General features: G+C 64.0%; 15 protein-coding genes. 10 read left to right on the forward strand and 5 right to left on the reverse strand.

What is annotated here, in order from left to right; translation table 11 throughout:
- Positions 1–107: 107 nt before the first annotated feature.
- The 3 genes from GGR40_RS05835 to GGR40_RS05845 all read left to right on the forward strand — a co-directional run bounded on the left by GGR40_RS05835 (position 108) and on the right by GGR40_RS05845 (position 4,778).
- Complete coding sequence (locus tag GGR40_RS05835) at positions 108–1,187, forward strand: LLM class flavin-dependent oxidoreductase (RefSeq protein WP_429275269.1); 1,080 nt, start codon at positions 108–110, stop codon at positions 1,185–1,187.
- Positions 1,187–2,248 carry an LLM class flavin-dependent oxidoreductase gene (locus GGR40_RS05840; protein WP_429275270.1) on the forward strand — a complete coding sequence of 354 codons (1,062 nt, stop codon included), beginning with the start codon at positions 1,187–1,189 and terminating at the stop codon, positions 2,246–2,248. Before GGR40_RS05835 ends, GGR40_RS05840 begins: the two co-directional genes overlap by 1 nt.
- A 298-nt stretch (positions 2,249–2,546) precedes the next feature.
- On the forward strand, positions 2,547–4,778 hold the full coding sequence (locus GGR40_RS05845; protein WP_429275271.1) for a TonB-dependent receptor: 2,232 nt from the start codon (positions 2,547–2,549) through the stop codon (positions 4,776–4,778).
- A 76-nt stretch (positions 4,779–4,854) separates the two neighbouring features.
- Here GGR40_RS05845 and GGR40_RS05850 read toward each other — a convergent pair whose 3' ends face one another.
- The 3 genes from GGR40_RS05850 to GGR40_RS05860 are packed head-to-tail and all read right to left on the reverse strand — an operon-like array spanning position 4,855 to position 7,348.
- Positions 4,855–5,784 (reverse strand): polysaccharide deacetylase family protein, encoded by a 930-nt coding sequence (locus GGR40_RS05850; RefSeq protein ID WP_429275272.1) that lies wholly within the window; start codon positions 5,782–5,784, stop codon positions 4,855–4,857.
- A complete protein-coding gene (locus tag GGR40_RS05855; RefSeq protein ID WP_429275273.1) occupies positions 5,781–6,665 on the reverse strand; it encodes a polysaccharide deacetylase family protein in 885 nt (294 codons plus the stop codon). The genes GGR40_RS05850 and GGR40_RS05855 overlap by 4 nt, the downstream gene beginning before the upstream one ends.
- Positions 6,665–7,348 carry an isochorismatase family protein gene (locus tag GGR40_RS05860; RefSeq protein WP_429275274.1) on the reverse strand — a complete coding sequence of 228 codons (684 nt, stop codon included), beginning with the start codon at positions 7,346–7,348 and terminating at the stop codon, positions 6,665–6,667. The genes GGR40_RS05855 and GGR40_RS05860 overlap by 1 nt, the downstream gene beginning before the upstream one ends.
- A gap of 164 nt (positions 7,349–7,512) precedes the next feature.
- Here GGR40_RS05860 and GGR40_RS05865 point away from each other — a divergent pair, with 164 nt between their 5' ends.
- The 7 genes from GGR40_RS05865 to GGR40_RS05895 all read left to right on the forward strand — a co-directional run bounded on the left by GGR40_RS05865 (position 7,513) and on the right by GGR40_RS05895 (position 14,061).
- Positions 7,513–8,760, forward strand: coding sequence for a CaiB/BaiF CoA transferase family protein (locus tag GGR40_RS05865; RefSeq protein WP_429275275.1), 1,248 nt, complete (start codon positions 7,513–7,515; stop codon positions 8,758–8,760).
- On the forward strand, positions 8,757–10,169 hold the full coding sequence (locus GGR40_RS05870) for a 3-isopropylmalate dehydratase large subunit (protein ID WP_429275276.1): 1,413 nt from the start codon (positions 8,757–8,759) through the stop codon (positions 10,167–10,169). Before GGR40_RS05865 ends, GGR40_RS05870 begins: the two co-directional genes overlap by 4 nt.
- Positions 10,166–10,780: a 3-isopropylmalate dehydratase small subunit gene (leuD, locus tag GGR40_RS05875; RefSeq protein WP_429275277.1), complete on the forward strand. Its 615-nt coding sequence runs from the start codon at positions 10,166–10,168 to the stop codon at positions 10,778–10,780. The genes GGR40_RS05870 and leuD overlap by 4 nt, the downstream gene beginning before the upstream one ends.
- 91 nt (positions 10,781–10,871) lie before the next feature.
- On the forward strand, positions 10,872–11,768 hold the full coding sequence (locus GGR40_RS05880; protein WP_429275278.1) for a VOC family protein: 897 nt from the start codon (positions 10,872–10,874) through the stop codon (positions 11,766–11,768).
- A 23-nt stretch (positions 11,769–11,791) separates the two neighbouring features.
- Entirely contained in the window at positions 11,792–12,631 is an 840-nt protein-coding gene (locus GGR40_RS05885) for an alpha/beta fold hydrolase (RefSeq protein WP_429275279.1), read from the forward strand.
- Between the two features lie 16 nt (positions 12,632–12,647).
- Positions 12,648–13,307 (forward strand): hypothetical protein, encoded by a 660-nt coding sequence (locus tag GGR40_RS05890; protein ID WP_429275280.1) that lies wholly within the window; start codon positions 12,648–12,650, stop codon positions 13,305–13,307.
- A gap of 25 nt (positions 13,308–13,332) precedes the next feature.
- On the forward strand, positions 13,333–14,061 hold the full coding sequence (locus GGR40_RS05895) for a DUF3108 domain-containing protein (protein WP_429275281.1): 729 nt from the start codon (positions 13,333–13,335) through the stop codon (positions 14,059–14,061).
- Between the two features lie 33 nt (positions 14,062–14,094).
- Here GGR40_RS05895 and GGR40_RS05900 read toward each other — a convergent pair whose 3' ends face one another.
- Together GGR40_RS05900 and GGR40_RS05905 are read right to left on the reverse strand one after the other, a co-directional pair.
- Positions 14,095–14,916, reverse strand: coding sequence for a cupin domain-containing protein (locus GGR40_RS05900; RefSeq protein WP_429275282.1), 822 nt, complete (start codon positions 14,914–14,916; stop codon positions 14,095–14,097).
- Between the two features lies 1 nt (position 14,917).
- Positions 14,918–16,504, reverse strand: a complete 1,587-nt coding sequence (locus GGR40_RS05905) for an FAD-binding oxidoreductase (RefSeq protein WP_429275283.1) — start codon at positions 16,502–16,504, stop codon at positions 14,918–14,920.

Here is a 16,504-nt window from a genome sequence, read left to right on the forward strand (position 1 = left end):
CGTGTTTCTGGCCACTGTGCGACCATTGCCGCGGGCACGGTGCTGCGATGCCGTCGGCGCTTCGTAGGCTCGGCTCAAATTCAGGGAGACCTGCAAGGGGAGCGTCCATGCCGATCGAAATCAACGGCCTCATCAATCACAACATGTCGTCCGAACTGGCGCCGGTTCCGGTGTCGCACTACGATATCGATGCCATCGTGCGCCTGGCCAAAGTGCAGGAGGCGGCGGGCTACGACCGCGTGCTTATCGCCAATGCCGCAACGATGCCGGACAACTTCACGACTGCAGCTTATGTCGGCGCTGTTACGGAGCGGCTTGGCGTGATGCTGGCGCATCGGCCCGGCTTCATCGCGCCGACCATGGCGGCAAGGATGCTCGCCACGCTGGATCGCCTGCTGGGCGGGCGGTTGGGCGTCCACATCATAACCGGCGCCAGCGACATCGAGATGCAGTGCGACGGCGATTTCCACACCAAGGAAGAACGCTACGACCGCAGCCTGGAATACATCGACATCCTGCGCCGGATCTGGTCCGGCACCGCCCCGGTGGATCACGATGGCAAGTGGTACCGCTTCAACGGCGGGTTCGCCGAGATCAAGCCTGTGAACGGGGCCATCCCAGTGTTCTTCGGCGGCATGTCGCCGATGGCGATCGCCACGGGTGCTGCCTGCGCCGACGTTTTCGCGACGCTGAGCGACACCGTGGCGGGCATGGCGGAGGTGGTGGGCAAAGTCCGCGCTGCCGCAGCTCCGCTGGGACGCAATCCTGATTTCCTCGTCTCGCTGCGCCTTGTCGTGGGTGAGAGCGAGGACAAGGCATGGGCACAGGCTGCCGATCTCAAGACCCGCATCGCAGCGCTGGAAGGCAAGGCGGAGAAGAACACGGTTGCCGCCAGCGCGACGGGGTTCGCCCGCACGGCGGAACTGGCAAGCCGGGGCGAGCGGCTCGAAAAGTGCTTCTGGAACGGCATCAACGAAATCCGGGGGGCGCACAGCAACAGCGGCACACTGGTCGGTGATCCGGACCAGCTCGTGGATGCGATCATGGACTACTGGGACGTGGGCGTGCACAGGTTCATCCTGCGCGGCTATGATCCGATCGGCGATGCGCAGATCATCGGACGGGACATCATCCCCGCACTGCGCCGCAAGGTAGCCGAGCGCGAAGCAAGCGCGGAGGTGCGGTGATGACCTTCGAAGTCGTGGGCCTCCACTTCTTCGCTGACTCTTCGGAAGCGCACCCGCTTCGCGGCGTGCTGGATCCGCAGTTCATCCGTGAATATGCGGTCGCGCATGAGGCGGCCGGGTTCGATCGCGTGCTTGTGGGCCAGACGGCAACCTGGCCCGACCCGCTGACAACCGCTGCGCATATAGCGGCCGTCACGAAGACCCTGAAGTTCATGGTGGCGCATCGCCCCGGCTTCATCGCTCCGACGATGGCGGCGCGCATGTTCGCCACGCTCGATCAGGCCAGCGGCGGCCGTGCAGGTGTGCACATCATCACCGGCGCCAGTGACGTGGAGACGCAGGCGGACGGGGATTTCCTGACCAAGGACCAGCGTTACCATCGCAGCCGCGAATACGTCGACATTCTGCGGCGCATGTGGTCCAGCGATGCTCCGTTCGACCATGCGGGTGAATGGTATCGCTTCAACGGTGCCTTCTCGCTCGTGAAGCCGGTGCAGCAACAGATCCCGATATTCTGGGCCGGCAGTTCCGACGCGGCAGTGGAGATGGGTGCGCAGGTCTGCGACGTCTACGCCATCGGCCCTGCGACCCTGGCCGACACGCAGGCCGCGATCGCCCGTTTCAAAACCGAGGCCGCGCGGCACGGGCGCAATCCCGACGTTTCAATGTCGATGCGCATCGTCGTTGCCGACACCGAGGAGGCCGCGTGGAGGAAGGCGGAGCGACTACTGGATACGGTGATGAGCCATCTTGCCGCAGGCGCGCAGATCGGGCGGGACAAGGGTGAGGACGATCCCGGCACCCTTGCCCTGCGGCGTCAGGCGGCGATGGGCGACAGGCTGGACGAACGCCTGTGGACGGGCATGACCCGGGCGACGCGGGGGCGTCTTCATGCAACTGCGCTTGTGGGGACGCCGGATCAAATCGCAGGTGCGCTTGCGCGGTATCACGCAGTAGGCGTGGACCGGTTCCTGCTCAACGGCTTCTATACGATCGAGGATGTCCGTCTGTTCGGAGAAGGGCTGATCCCCGTTATGCGACAGCGTCTCGCGCCGCATTGATAAGGGGCGGCCCTGCTTGAAGCTATACGTCAAGCCCAAGTTTTATTTATACCTGCCATATTTTCAATAATACTCGACAGGCGAACAATTGACCAGCCGATGTTGTGGGCCTGCTCCTGTAATCTAACATGAAGTTCGCATTTGAGTTAAAAACACAACTGTAGACACAGGGAAGTCGGTTATGATGAGGACTGTTGCATCTTCCGCTATTGCTCTGACCATTGCGCTCTCGTTGAGTGGCGCGCCGTCGTTCGCGCAAGTATCCAGCGATACGGGTGACTCTTCGAACGCGATCATCGTGACCGCCAAAAGCCGCCGGGAAACGCTGCAGGAGGTCCCTCTGGCAATCACGGCGCTGACCAGCGACGATCTGGCCAGCGCCCAGATCCGGGACGTACGCGATCTCCAGAAGGTGACGCCGAACCTCAGCCTTTTTGGCGGAGCGGGTCGTAACGATCCTTCCGCCTACTCGCTTCGCGGCCTTGCGCCCAATACCTCGGACGAACGATACCAAGGCATTTCCGTATTCATCGACGGCGTGGCGCTATCGGGGCAGCTGGCTTCCCTTGATCTGGAGAACCTGCAGCGAGTGGAGGTGATCAAGGGGCCGCAGAGCGCCAACTTCGGGCGCGCGACGTATAGCGGCGCCATCAACTATGTCACGGTGGACCCGTCAGGAGACAGCGTGAGCGGCTTTGTCAAGGCGCGCGGCAGCCTGATGAACTCCGCGCCCGATGCGAACTACTATGTCGGAGGCACGATCACCGCGCCGCTGGTTCAGGACAAGCTCTGGGCTTCGGTGGCCGGCTCGGCTTTCCAGAATGGCGCCATCGCGCGCTCGGTCGACGGCGGCGCGCCGATGGGGCGGGAGCGGACGCAGGCGGTGTCCGGGACGCTCTACTTCAAGCCGGACAGCACCTTCTCGATCAAGTTGCGCGGCATGTACCAGCACGACAGGGATTCGATTGCGGCTCAGGTCGTGGAGCACCCCCGTGAATGGCTACAGGCGGGTATTGCGGTCACGCCCTTTGCGCGCGGAAACGGGGCGTTCTTCCCGAACTACCTGCCCGATCCCGACATCGACAACATCGGTACCAGCGGCGCGCGCGGTTACGAACGTGACCGGTGGTTCGCCAGTGCGGTGATCAGCAAGTATTTTGGCGATTACGAACTGAGCTACCGTGGCGGCTATGTGAACGAATCGCGCACGGCAGACGCACCCAATGCGCCGCGCGGAGTAGGGCCGGGGCAGGACAAGGTCTTCGGCGATGCTCTGGCCAACAACGAGGTCACTTTGCGGGCGGCGTCGCTCGGCACGTTTCCTTCCTATGAGAAATTCACCAATACCAGCCATCAGTTGATGCTGCTGTCGCCCGGCGACAAGCCGCTACGGTGGCGGCTGGGCGTCTACTATTTCTGGGAGCGCGACGACACGGGCTTCAATTCGTTCGCGACTGCTGCGAACCCTTCGGGCCGTACTCGTGACGACCGTCTTGAAAATCGTGCGGTCTTCGGCGGACTGGACTGGGACTTCACCCAGCAGCTGACGCTGAGTCTGGAAGGGCGTTATGCGCGGGAGAGGATTTTCGCGCCGGCCTGCCCGGAATGCGCGTTCTATCCGACAACGACGGACTATTCGCAGGTATCCAAGGACTTCACGCCGCGCGTCACGCTCAGCTACAAGGCCACGCCAAACAACATGGTCTATGCGCTCTTTTCCAAGGGCGTAAAGAGCGCGCGTGCGGGCTACGTGACCGTGGGCGGCGTGGTTCAGCCGATCTATGCGGACCCGGAGAAGCTGTTCAACTACGAAATCGGCAGCAAGAACAGCTTCTTTGGTGGAGCGCTGACCCTGAACCTCGCCGGCTTCTACGACGAGGTGAAGGACCAGCAGCTGGTCAGCACCATCAACCGCACTATCGACGGGCAGACCGTCACCGTCTCTGCGGTGGGCAATGTCGGTTCGTCCCGCATCGTCGGCTTCGAGGCGGAGAGCAACTGGCGGGTCACGCCGCAACTGACCCTGCGTGGCTCGGTCGGCTATGCCAAGCAGGAGTTCACCAACGCCAATCCGATCCTGATCAGTTCTGGGTCCACGGCCGGCTTCCCGGTCACTCCCAACGGTTCAGTCGTGCTCGATGGCCTGACCCAGGCCAATGTGCCCTACTGGAACGGGTTCGTTGGCGGTGAATACAAGCTGCCCGAAGTCGGCGGATTCCAGCCGGCGCTGCGGGTGGATGGTTCTTATCGCGGCAGCTACTACGCCACCTTGTCGAACACCGTGAAGGTGCGTTCCGCCTGGACCCTGGATGCGCGGCTCAACCTCACCAGCGACATGATCGACCTGGCGCTGTTCGGGCGCAACATCCTGAACAACCAGCGGGCCGTCGGTTCGGGCCTGGCCGGAGCCACCGCGAACTGCATGTTCATCGAGCGGAACACGGCAACTTACGGCACCAACCAGCAGTGCCTCTACGCATCGGCGCCGCGCCCGCCCGAGTTCGGTATGGAAGCGACGATGCGGTTCTGACGGGGGGAGCGGGGTGAGTGAAGCGCGGATGCTTCACTCACCCCGTGATCCGGACCTGATGCGCGATACAGGGCTTTCAGCCCTGCGCGCCATTCCAAACGTCCAGGATGTCGCTGCCGGTGGCGAACCATGTGTGCGCCCGGCCGGCAAGCGCCAGGAGCAGCGCTTCGAGCGATCCGATGCGATAAGGCAGCGCCATGATGTAGGGCGTCAGTTGCAACGGCAGCATGCGCCCGCCACCTTCGCGTCCGGCTTCCGCAGTCAGCCAGTCCGCCGCGTCGATCATCTGCTGCGCGTAGCTGTCTGCCGAATGCTGCTGCACGGAGATGATCTGCCGATCGGACAATTCGTGGTTGAGCGGGATGTTCACCAATTCGCCGGCCTTGGTCGTCATGGCGTAGGGCAGTTCGTCGTTCGCCCAGTCGCAGCAGTATTCCACGCCCGCTTCGGCCAGCAGGCGTGGAGTAGCGAAGCTCTGCGACCGCGCGATCGAATGCCAGCCTCTTGGACGCTTCCCCGTGGCCTTTTCCAGCGTATCGAGAGACTTCGTAATCAGCGCGCGCTCCTCGTCCTCGGGCAGCCCCGATGCGATCGTGCCGTTCATGTCGGTCGAATGCGCGATGATCTCATGCCCGGCGGAAACAACATCGGCGACGAGCGAGGGATAGCGTTCCGCGATGGCCGAGTTGGTGGCGAAGGATGCCTTCACCCCGGCTTTGGCGAATGCATCGAGCAGCCGATAGACACCAACGCGCGTTCCATATTCGCGCGAGGTGTAGTGGCGATAATCCGGGTACGCCGTCTGCATGTGGCCCGGTGCGCGGAAAGGCTTGTCGCTGGGCGTGATCGGGAACCATTCGAGGCTGACGACCGGCCACACGGCCAATGCCTTGCCCTCCGGCCAAGCCACCGGCGGACGCTCACGCAAAGGGGACCAGGCGTAGAGTTCGTGGTCGTAGCCTTCACGGCGGTTGGGATATTCAAGGTAGGCGGGATCGAGGCTCATGCGGCGTCTCCCATGGTCTTGATCCAGTGATCGGCGATGTCGCCGGAGCGGGTGATCCAGGCACGATCGTCGGCTGCGATGTGACGCAGCACCTCCTCGAACGGGCCGATGCGGTGCGGCTGGCCGATCAGGTACGAATGAAGCGGAATGCACATGACGGTGCCCGACGGTTCAGCGGCGAGGCGTTCGTACTGGCGAATGAGCGTATCGGCATATTCGCGCGGGCTCATGTTGTAGACGAAGAACCCGTAGTGGTCGTTCACCTCAAGGCTGTAGGGCATGGAGATCAGCCGCCCGCTGGCGGTGTTCACCGGCATGGGCTGATCGTCATGGTACAGGTCGCAGGTGTAGCTCAGGCCATACTCCGCGATCAGGTCCAGCGTGCGCGGGGTGTGCGTCAGCGCGGGGGCCAGCCAGCCCTTGATCGTCTGCCCGGTGGCATCGCGCACCGTGCGGATCGAATCCTCGATGATCGCGCGCTCCTGCGCCTCGTCCATGCCGTAGGAGTAGCGGGTGTTGTAGATGCCATGGCTGAAGAACTCCCAGCCCCTTGCGTTCGCATCCTCCACCACGCGCGGATGATGCTGGCACAGCGCCACGGACAGCGAAACGGAGCCGGGGAAGCCATGCTTGCTCATGACGTCAGCCATGCGCCAGTGACCGACGCGATTGGCGTGGTCGCGGTGGGAGTAACCGACGACGTCCGGGTGGGGCTTTGCCCATGATTTGCGGTGCGGGTTGGCCGGAGGGTCGAGTTCGTAGAACTCCAGATTGGGCGATACCCAGACCGCCACCTTCTTGCCGCCGGGCCAGGCATAGGGCTGGCGGCCGCGATAGGGGACGTAATCGTAGAGCCCCGGATCGGCTGAACTTTCGCGCATCAGCGGGCCTCCAGCCAGTCGATGACCGTCTGCACCGGCTCTACGTCAGCGTACTTCAGCTGCAGATCGGTGAGGTTGGCGAAGTGATAGCTTTCGTGCTTGTCTGCGCAGGTCTCGATCGGGACGATGGTACGGTAACCCCGGCTCAGTGAATCGACCGCAGTCGCGCGAATGCAGCCCGACGTGGAGCCGCCGGTGATGACCAGCGTATCGACCTTGTGCCACACCAGCAGGCTCTGCAACGGCGTCTCGAAGAAGGCCGATGGCATGCGCTTGGTGTAGATCGTGTCCTCGGGCGCAATCTCGCAACGATCGTCGAAGGCATGGCGGCGGCTTTCGTACTTGATGTTCTGCAGCGAATCCGGCGTGTTCGTGCGCGTGCCCCACACGCCCGCGTCGCTGGCATCATCGGCATAGGCAACGTGGGTCCAGATCACCGGCATGCCCTTTGCGCGGGCAAGGGCCGAGATCGTATTGGTATGTTCGATCTGGCGCGGATCGGTTTCGTAGGCGGTCTTGAACTCGTCGATGCGCGTATAGGCGTTCTGGAAGTCGACGTTCACGATCGCCAGCTTTTGGCCGAACCCGAACTTGGTCCGGGCGGGGTTGGCCATCACCTGTTCGAACAGTTCGCGTGCGGTCCTGTCCTCGCGGATCATGCGGGTGCCGACGATCTCACTCATTCCACTTGCTCCATCGATCCGGGTCATAGCCTCAATCGCAACAGGTGCGCCGCAGACCGGCATCGCTCCAGACGCGCGGAGCGTTTTCTCCGCGATGCGAACACAGCCCGACAGCTGCCCGCGACCATCTTGCGATTGTTGATTTGTACTGTAGATATACCAAAATGACAGTCAAGGCGGAACCGAAGATGGACGAACGGGGCGGCGACCTCCCTCTTGCGAACATTCGCGTGGTCGAATTTTCACACATGGTCATGGGGCCGTCGACCGGTCTGGTGCTTGCCGACCTGGGCGCGGAAGTGATCAAGGTGGAACCGATCGGCGGCGACCGCACGCGCAAGCTGCTGGGATCGGGCGCGGGGTATTTCCCCATGTACAACCGCAACAAGCAGAGCATCGCCATCGACCTCAAGTCGCCCGAAGGCATCGCCGCCGCGCGCCGGCTCGTCGAGCAGGCCGACGTGCTGATCGAGAACTTTCGTCCCGGCGCGCTGGCGAAGCTGGGGCTCGGACCGGACGATTTCGCGACCAGCAATCCGGGCCTCATCTATTACAGCGCCAAGGGCTTCCTCACCGGTCCTTACGAGAACCGTGGCGCGCTGGATGAAGTGGCGCAGATGATGGGCGGCCTTGCCTACATGACCGGTCCCAGCGGTCGCCCCCTGCGCGCTGGCGCTTCGGTGATCGACGTGACCGGCGGCATGTTCGGCGTGATCGGCATCCTTGCCGCGCTGGAGCAGCGCCATCGCACCGGCAAGGGCGCCGTGGTGCGCTCCTCGCTCTACGAGACGACGGCCTTCCTGGTCGGGCAGCATATCGCCCAGCTTGCCGTCACCGGCAACGCCGCGCGTCCGATGCCGGAACGGATTTCCGCCTGGGCCATCTACGACGTGTTCGAGACCGCACGACCGGAAGAGCAGGTGTTCATCGGCGTAGTTAGCGACGGTCAGTGGCAGGCGTTCACGAAGACCTTCGGATTGACCGACCTTGCCGCCGATGAGGCGCTTGCCGAAAACAACGCACGGGTTCTGGCGCGCGATACCCTGCTGCCGCGAGTGCGCGAGCTGGCAAAGGGCTTTACCCGAGAGGAACTGCTGGCGAAGCTGGAGGAAAGCGGCGTTGCCTTCGCCCCGATCGCCCGGCCGCAGGATCTGCTGGAAGACGTGCACCTCAATGCCAACGGTGCCCTTGTGGACCTGACGCTTACGGACGGCCGCTCCGTGCGCCTGCCTGCGCTGCCGGTGGAGATCGACGGCACCTTGCCCGGCGTGCGTCACGATCTGCGCGCACCGGGCGAGGACAGCGAGGGTATTCTGGCCGGCTGGGGCTTCGGCGCCGGAGAGATCGACGCGTTGCTGGCATCGGGGGCGATCGAAGGCTGCCGTATTCCGGCGGACAGTTCTGCGCCATGAACGACGGCCCTGACGGCGCGCCGCGCACGCTTGCCGAGAAGATCTGGAGCGCACACCGCATCCTGACGCTGGACAGTGGCGCGGAAGTGATCGCCATCGACCGCCTGCTGCTGCATGAGCGGACCGGCGGCGTGGCCCTGAAATCGCTGGAAGAGGCGGGCCGTTCGGTCATGCATCCCTCCCGCGTGTTCGCCACGATGGATCATATCGTCGATACGTTTCCGGGCCGTACCGACAAGACGCTGATGCCTACGGGCACCGATTTCATCGTATCGACGCGGGAAAGCGCCAGGCGGCACGGCATAACCCTGTTCGATATCGATGACCCGCGGCAAGGCATCGTCCATGTCGTTTCGCCCGAACAGGGGATCATTCTCCCCGGCGCCATCCTCGTCTGTCCCGACAGCCATACGTGTACTCAGGGGGCGTTCGGCGCTCTGGCGTGGGGTATCGGCTCGTCCGAAGCCGAGCATGTTCTGGCCACGATGACGCTGCGGCTCAACCGCCCACCCGACATGCGCATCACCGTCGACGGCGAACTGGGCGATGGCGTGACTGCCAAGGATCTGGCGCTTCACCTGATCGCGGCATTGGGGTCTAACGGCGCCAAGGGGCATATCGTCGAATTTGCGGGCGAAGCCGTTCGCGCACTCGACATGGAAGCGCGCATGACCCTGTGCAACATGGCGACCGAGCTTGCCTGCGCGGGCGCGGTGATCGCACCGGATGCCAAGACCTTCGACTGGCTGGAGGGCAGGCCCTACGCACCCAAGGACGAAATGCGCGAGCAGGCGATGGTCGCATGGGCTTCGCTTTTCAGCGATGACGGGGCCGTATTCGCCACCGAGCACCGCTTCGATGCGGCGCAGGTGCGGCCGATGGTGACCTGGGGCAACAGCCCGCAACATGCGCTGCCGCTTGGCGTCGCGATTCCCGCCGACCGCTCGGCCAGCCCGGAACAGCAGCGCGCGATCGATTACATGGCGGTAACGCCGGGGCGGTCTGTCGCCGGGCTGCCGATCGATGCCGCGTTTATCGGCTCCTGCACCAACAGCCGCATTTCCGATCTGCGCCGCGCTGCCGCGATCCTGAAGGGACGCAAGGTAGCTGCGGGCGTCAAGGCGATCTGCGTGCCCGGTTCGACCCAGGTCAAGGCTGCTGCCGAGGCCGAAGGGCTGCACGAAGTCTTCCTCGAAGCCGGATTCGAATGGCGCGAGGCAGGGTGCTCGATGTGCTTCTTCGCGGGGGGTGAAAGCTTTGCGCCCGAAGCACGGGTGATCAGTTCCACCAATCGCAATTTCGAAAGCCGCCAGGGGCCGAACACGCGCACCCACCTGGCGTCTCCGGAGACGGTCGCCGCATCGGCCATCGCCGGGCACATCGCATTGGCATCGGAGATCGCGGCATGATCCCGCTCACCAGCCTGGAATCGAAGGCAGTGCCGCTGCTGCGCGACAATATCGACACCGACGCGATCATTCCTTCGCGAGAGATGCGTTCGGTATCCAAGGACGGACTGGCGGACGGACTGTTCGCCGGCTGGCGCTACACCGCCATCGGCGGGCGTGAGATCAATCCGGACTTCGTGTTGAACCGACCGGAAAGCAAGGGTGCGCGGATACTGCTGGGTGGTGCCAACTTCGGCTGCGGATCGAGCCGCGAACATGCCGTCTGGGCACTGGCGGAGTACGGCTTCCGGGTGGTTATCGCGCCGTCGTTCAGCCCGATCTTCCAGGGCAACTGCATCCGCAACGGGATCGCGCCTATCGTGCTGCCCCGCGAAGCCGTGGAGCAGATCGCCGCCGGGTTTGCCGACGGCACTAAGGCGCAAGTGGACTTGCTGGCAAGCGAAGTCCGGATGGGTCCGGCGGTGTTTCCCTTTACGATGGAAGATGAGGCACGCACCATGCTGATCGAAGGTGCGGACGCCATCGAACTCACGCTGCGTCATCGGTCGGAGATCGATGCGTTCTTTGTACGCGACGCGGCAGATCGTCCGTGGATTTATCTGTCCGACTGACGGCCACCGCGCAATTAGCGCTTGATAATTGATATATGTTTATATCAATATGCTCCAAAGGCCTGCTGCGGCCATACCGGATCGAGGGTTCATGACACTGCTGCGCTGCGCCACCCACACCGTCCGCAATGTCGTCGAGGCTGCGGAGCGCTACGCCCGCTGGCTCGATTATACGGTGGTGGAAGAAGGTGCGGTCAGCGACGATCTCGCCGCATCGTGGCAGGCGCCGGCGAGCGCTGGCAAACCCTATGTCCTGATGCGCCCCGCTTCTGGTTCGGACGTGCTGCTCCGCTTCGTCGAAGGCGATCCGGTGCCCGATTACGCCCCGATCCGCACTTACGGGTGGGCCGCGATCGAGATTTGCGTTAGCGATGTCGAGGCGGTGAACCGGCGCATGATCGAGGCGCCCGATTTCGAGGTGATCGGCCCGCCCAAGCCGCTGGACGGCTTTCCCACGGTCAAGCCGATGCAGGTGCGAGGGCCGGACCTGGAGACGGTCTACCTCACCGAAATCCGCGTCAACGGCGCGGAGCACGGTCTGCCGACCCCGCGCTCGCTGGTGGACAGGCCGTTCATCCTTGTTCTCGCCTGTTCGGATCTTGAGAAGTCCATCGCTTGGGTTCGTGACGTGCTGGGCTTTGACATGATCGATCCGGTTTCGATCCACTATTCGATGATCTCGCTCGCCTTCGATCTGCCGGCAGGGGAAAAGGTGGCGCTGGTCACCGCGAAGTACGAGGGCGAGACGTTCCTCGAACTCGACCAGTACCCACAGGCCGCGACGCCGCGTCCACAGGTGCCCGGGGCGCTGCCGCCCGGCGTCTCGATCTGTACCATCAACGTGCCCGACTTTTCGCGGCTTGAGGGCCATTGGGCAGTGCCGCCTCAGGTCCGCGAAGGACCGCTCTACAACGGCGCAAAGGTGGGCCTGCTGCGCATGCCTGACGGTGCGCTGCTGGAAGTGATCGAGGGCGGCCGCGTTCTCTGACGCATCAAAGGGGAGGGAATGTCATGACGATCGTGAAGCGCGGGTTCGCCGATCTGGCGCAGGGGCAGATGCACTATCGTCACGCCGGGGCGGACGAAGACCTGCCGCTGGTCATGCTGCACGCCTCGCCCGGCAGTTCGCGCCAGCTGCTGCGCCTGATCGAGGACGTGGCGGTCACGCGCCGCGTTGTCGCGCCAGATACGCCCGGCAACGGAGACAGCCCAGCCATCGCCCGTGACGAAACCACCGTAGTCCTGCTGGCCCAAGCTATGCTCGATTTCCTCGATGCGATGGAGCTGGAGCGGGTGGACCTCTACGGTTCGCATACCGGGGCCTGCATCGCTGCGGAACTGGCGATCCTGGCGCCGGAGCGGGTGCGCGGCGTGGTGCTCGATGGCGTCAGCACCTTCACGCCTGAGGATCTGGCGGACATTCTGGGCAACTACGCCTTCCCGTTCGAGCCGGACATCAACGGCGCCTATCTGGTCAACCTGTTCCAGTTCTGCCGCGATCAGTACATGTTCTTCCCATGGTATCGCCGCACGCGCGCCGGGCGCCGCGACAATGGCATGGGGACGCCCGCCGACCTCCACGCCTGGGCGACCGAACTGATGAAGGCGCACGACACCTACCATTTCAACTATCGCGCGGCCTTCCGCTGGAACGGCTACGATCGCCTGCCTCTGCTGCAGGGCCCCGCTTTGCTGCTGGCTGGAGAAAACGACCCACTGGTGGAGCAGACGCGCGTCCTTTCCACCGTCGTGCCGTCCGGCCGCTACGTGGAACTGCCGCGCTTCGACGATCCTTCCTTTGGTCCCGCTCGCCTTGAGGCGATGCGAGCCTTTTTCGCCTCGGCGACATAAGAAAGAGAACATCACCGTGCTTGGCGCTTCGCTCCTCGTCCTGCTCCACATCCTGATCCCGGTCTACTGGCTGGGCGGCGATCTTGGTGCATTCTACGGCTCCACCTTCATGGTCGATCCCAAGCGCTCCGTGCCCGAGCGCATGATGGCGCTGAAGATCCTGAACAATATAGACATGGCGCCGCGCACTGCCCTGATCATGGCGTTCCCCACCGGCTTTACGCTGGTCTGGCAGCGCGGCTGGGTGGAAATCGCCGATGCCTGGGTGATCGCCGCATGGGTGGCGGGCCTCGCCTGGCTGGCACTCGCGTGGATCGTGCACCTCAGGCATGGCCCCGCAGGCGCGACCTACAAGAAGGTCGACCTGGCCATCCGCTACGTCGTGGTCTTCGCACTCTGGGCCACTGCCATGCTGGGGCTGTCGGGCCAGATCGAACTGCCCCTGTTCATCGCGCTCAAGTGCCTGATCCTGGGGACCTGCGTAGCGCTCGGCTTGCTGGTGCGCGTGCAACTGGTGCCGCTGTTCGGTGCCATCGTCCAGATGCGCGACCATGGCCCCACTGCCGAAAGCGACCGTGTCATCGCGCAAGTCAACGGACGCGCACGCATCAGCGTGCTCACCATCTGGGCGCTGGTGCTGGCCGCCAGCTTCCTGGGCATCGCCACCCCCGTCTAACCGCCCGTTTGAGGAGAGAGAACCCATGCAGCAGCACCGGACCATCCGCGGCAAGATCCTTTACACATCGCGCAAGCCCGGGCGAGAAGGCCAGGAGCGCGGGCGTGAAGACTTCGTCTTCACCATGCATACGGACGGCAAGCGCACCATGCGCGCCAAGTGCGAGATCGACGAACCTGCGCCCACGGTGCTGCGCGACATCACGTACTCGCTGGACGAAAACGACATGCCGATGGACTGCTTCGTGCGTCTGACCATCGGCGACCGGTTCATGGGATCGGGCCTGTTCTTCATCCGCGATGGTCATGTCGAATGTGAAAGCTATGGCCCAGCCATCGGGCGCCTGTCGCAGAAGGTGAAGATCGAGGGCGAATTCGACGGCTTCGGCACGCATCCGATCGCGGGTGACGCCTACATCACCAAGAAGATGGACCGTTCGCGCGGCCCGCATACCCGCTCGTTCCGAACCTTCCTGCCTTCGCCCGACCACCGCGGCGCGACCCCGCCGATGATCTCGGAAGTGAACATCCACCTCGCCTATGTCGGCGAAGAAACCGTGACGGTGAAGGCGGGCACCTTCGATTGCTTCCACTACAAGTTCACCGATCCCGATGGCGGCATGGCGACCGTGGATGGCGGACATCCCGACTACGACGTGTGGGTGACGGCGGACGACGATGCCATCTTCGTTCAGGGCGGCGTCGGCGGCTACATGCAGACCTGGTACGAACTGGTCGAATACGAGCGCAGCTGACGCAGCGGCGCCCCGCCTCGGTGGGGCGCTATTTCAGTATCCGGGCATGTCGTCCATCGGGCGCAGCCACTCAGGCGGCGTACCGTCGGGCACGATCGGCGCATAAGGCGCGCCGATCGGCAGCGGTTGCAGGTCCTGCGACCACTGGTTTATCACGCGGTTGGAGCCCGGCGAACGCATGATCTGCATGAAGCCGGTTTCCGAAACATGCGGCCCGTGCACAATGCCGGGTGGGCGGAAGAAGTACGAACCCTGCCGCATTCGGCCCTCAGGCGCCCACATCTCTCCCTGAAGCATGAACGCTTCCTCGCAATGGTGGTGCGTCTCCGTCGGCAGGTGCATCTGATCCGGAACGCCGTGCGGCAGGCCCGTCAGCAGGAACGTGCGTCCGCTGTCGTTCGGACCCAGGCGCAGGATTTTGCGGGCAAGCCGCAGATGGCCGAGCCGGGCATCGTAGGTCGAAGTATTCCACGGCATCCGCGCCGTATCGAGGGCGATGGCGCCGCAGCTCTGCACATGCGTGTCGCGGTCGTCGCGGGCGTGCCTGAACAGCAGTAGGGTCGCCCCACTGGTGCAGGTCATCGCGCCGCCGCGCCAGCCTTGCGGTATGAAGCCGTAGGCGTGGCGCGTGCAGACCAGGGCATCCACCATCACGACGCCATCCAGCACGAAAAATTCCAGCCCCGGTTCGTCCTGCCCGCGCGGTCCCGAGGAGAACCCGGCAGGCAGGCGCAGAATCATCGTTGCATCGGTGCTGCCCGGGTCGTGGCTGATGACCTTGACCTGGCTGCCATCCGCACGCTCGGCCCATGCGATGTTCTGGGTCTGCACGAACTCGATGTGCGGGCGCGCCATGTCACCCCAGTTCCAGCGCGCCGGGGTTCATCCGGCCGTCGGGGTCCAGTGTGCGCTTTATCCCTTCCAGCAGGGCGCGCGATTCCGGGCGCAGGACAGAGGCATAAGGATAGGTGCGCCCGATCTGGTTCGAAGCCGCGCCATGACGGGCGAAGACGGCGACGATTTCCTGTCGTAGCTGCATGACAAGTGCGCGGGCGGCCTCATTCGCTGGGGGGCGCGGCAGGTCGCGTTCTGCCTTGGCGCTAATGGTTGCTTCATGCATCGGCAGCCAGTTGTCATGCCAGTTGAACACCGGCTCGTAGCTGAAGGCATGATTGCCCATGATCGTGATCAGGCGGGATACGACAATGCCGTTTGCGGTCAGCGCTTCCGCATGATCGGCAAGCAACGCTTCCAGTTCGTCGACAAGCGCCTTTGCCCCACTGTGCGGGACTTTCCCGTTGAGCGCCACCCAGCGATCGCCGGTCGGACCAAGCACCGCGTCCAGCGGCGAAAACATTTCCGCGCGCCCCGCTTTGGGTATCGAGTTGGGTAGCTCGCTACCGCCGAAACGGGACGCTATCGCGCGGGCGGCGGCAAGGTCGTCGTCCAGACCTGCGCGGCTGCGCCCCGCCAGTACAAGGTGGAGCGAAAAACACCCCGCCTCGATGAAGTCCCGCCCCGCCATGGCGAGTTGCGCGCCGGCTTTCAGGCCACGCAGCAGGCCCTTCTCCTGCGCGATGACTTTGCCCAGGGTCTTTACGTCGCTCATAAGGCTGGCAGGGGTAGAAAGGGCGGCGCGGGTTTTGTCCGGGTCCATGACATAGGCGTCCTCCGCCAGTTCGGCGCGCCCGATCTCGCAAATGGCGGCGATGGCGGCATCGCGGTCCGGGAAGCCGAAGGACAGGAAATCGGTGTGCGCGGGCTTGCGGATCAGGCGAAGGCTGGCCTTGCATTTGATCCCCAGCGCGCCTGCGTCATGGATGAACAGGCCGGTGGTATCGGGACCGAAGCTGCGCAGGAAAGGCTTGGGAGCATTGGCGACGGCCCTCTGGCCGGTGTGGAGCACCGATCCGTTGGCCGTCACGATCTCGAGCCCCAGCACGATATCCGCAGATGTGCCGTAACGCGCGGTGCCGAGGAACAGCGCACCATTGGACAGGCCGCCGCCCACCGTGGCGCCGCGCCCGGAGAACGTGCCAAAGAAAGGCAGGCGCAGGCCTTTCGCCTGCAATGCTTCATATAGCTGCTGCCACGTCACCCCCGGCTCGACCGTGACCACCATGTCGTCTTCGTCGATGGAAAGTATGCGGTTCATGCGCCGCAGATCGACGGCGACCCAGTCCGAACCGGAACCGGTATAGCCGCCAACATAGGTAAGACCGCCCCCGCGCGGCATCAGCGCGAGGCCCGATGCCGCAATGCGCTTGATGGCAGCGACGAGCTGTTCCTGTGTTCGCGGGCGGATAACCAGACGGCAGCGGGAACCGTGCGCCAGAAGGTCTGACGAATGGAGCGTCAGCGATTCTTCATCGGTCAGCAGACCGTCCGCCCCCAGGATCGTGGTGAGGCCTTCCAGCAGGCTGTCGTCATGTGTGGTCGCCAT

Source organism: Novosphingobium gossypii (assembly GCF_050433305.1).
GTDB classification, from domain to species: domain Bacteria; phylum Pseudomonadota; class Alphaproteobacteria; order Sphingomonadales; family Sphingomonadaceae; genus Novosphingobium; species Novosphingobium gossypii.

Coding starts and splice junctions, on each gene's coding strand:
- GGR40_RS05835 (WP_429275269.1), top strand. CDS start 108: ATGCCGATCGAAATCAACGGCCTCATCAATCACAACATGTCGTCCGAA.
- GGR40_RS05840 (WP_429275270.1), top strand. CDS start 1,187: ATGACCTTCGAAGTCGTGGGCCTCCACTTCTTCGCTGACTCTTCGGAA.
- GGR40_RS05850 (WP_429275272.1), bottom strand. CDS start 5,784: ATGAGCCTCGATCCCGCCTACCTTGAATATCCCAACCGCCGTGAAGGC.
- GGR40_RS05855 (WP_429275273.1), bottom strand. CDS start 6,665: ATGCGCGAAAGTTCAGCCGATCCGGGGCTCTACGATTACGTCCCCTAT.
- GGR40_RS05860 (WP_429275274.1), bottom strand. CDS start 7,348: ATGAGTGAGATCGTCGGCACCCGCATGATCCGCGAGGACAGGACCGCA.
- GGR40_RS05865 (WP_429275275.1), top strand. CDS start 7,513: ATGACAGTCAAGGCGGAACCGAAGATGGACGAACGGGGCGGCGACCTC.
- GGR40_RS05870 (WP_429275276.1), top strand. CDS start 8,757: ATGAACGACGGCCCTGACGGCGCGCCGCGCACGCTTGCCGAGAAGATC.
- leuD (WP_429275277.1), top strand. CDS start 10,166: ATGATCCCGCTCACCAGCCTGGAATCGAAGGCAGTGCCGCTGCTGCGC.
- GGR40_RS05880 (WP_429275278.1), top strand. CDS start 10,872: ATGACACTGCTGCGCTGCGCCACCCACACCGTCCGCAATGTCGTCGAG.
- GGR40_RS05885 (WP_429275279.1), top strand. CDS start 11,792: ATGACGATCGTGAAGCGCGGGTTCGCCGATCTGGCGCAGGGGCAGATG.
- GGR40_RS05895 (WP_429275281.1), top strand. CDS start 13,333: ATGCAGCAGCACCGGACCATCCGCGGCAAGATCCTTTACACATCGCGC.
- GGR40_RS05900 (WP_429275282.1), bottom strand. CDS start 14,916: ATGGCGCGCCCGCACATCGAGTTCGTGCAGACCCAGAACATCGCATGG.
- GGR40_RS05905 (WP_429275283.1), bottom strand. CDS start 16,504: ATGGCGACCACACATGACGACAGCCTGCTGGAAGGCCTCACCACGATC.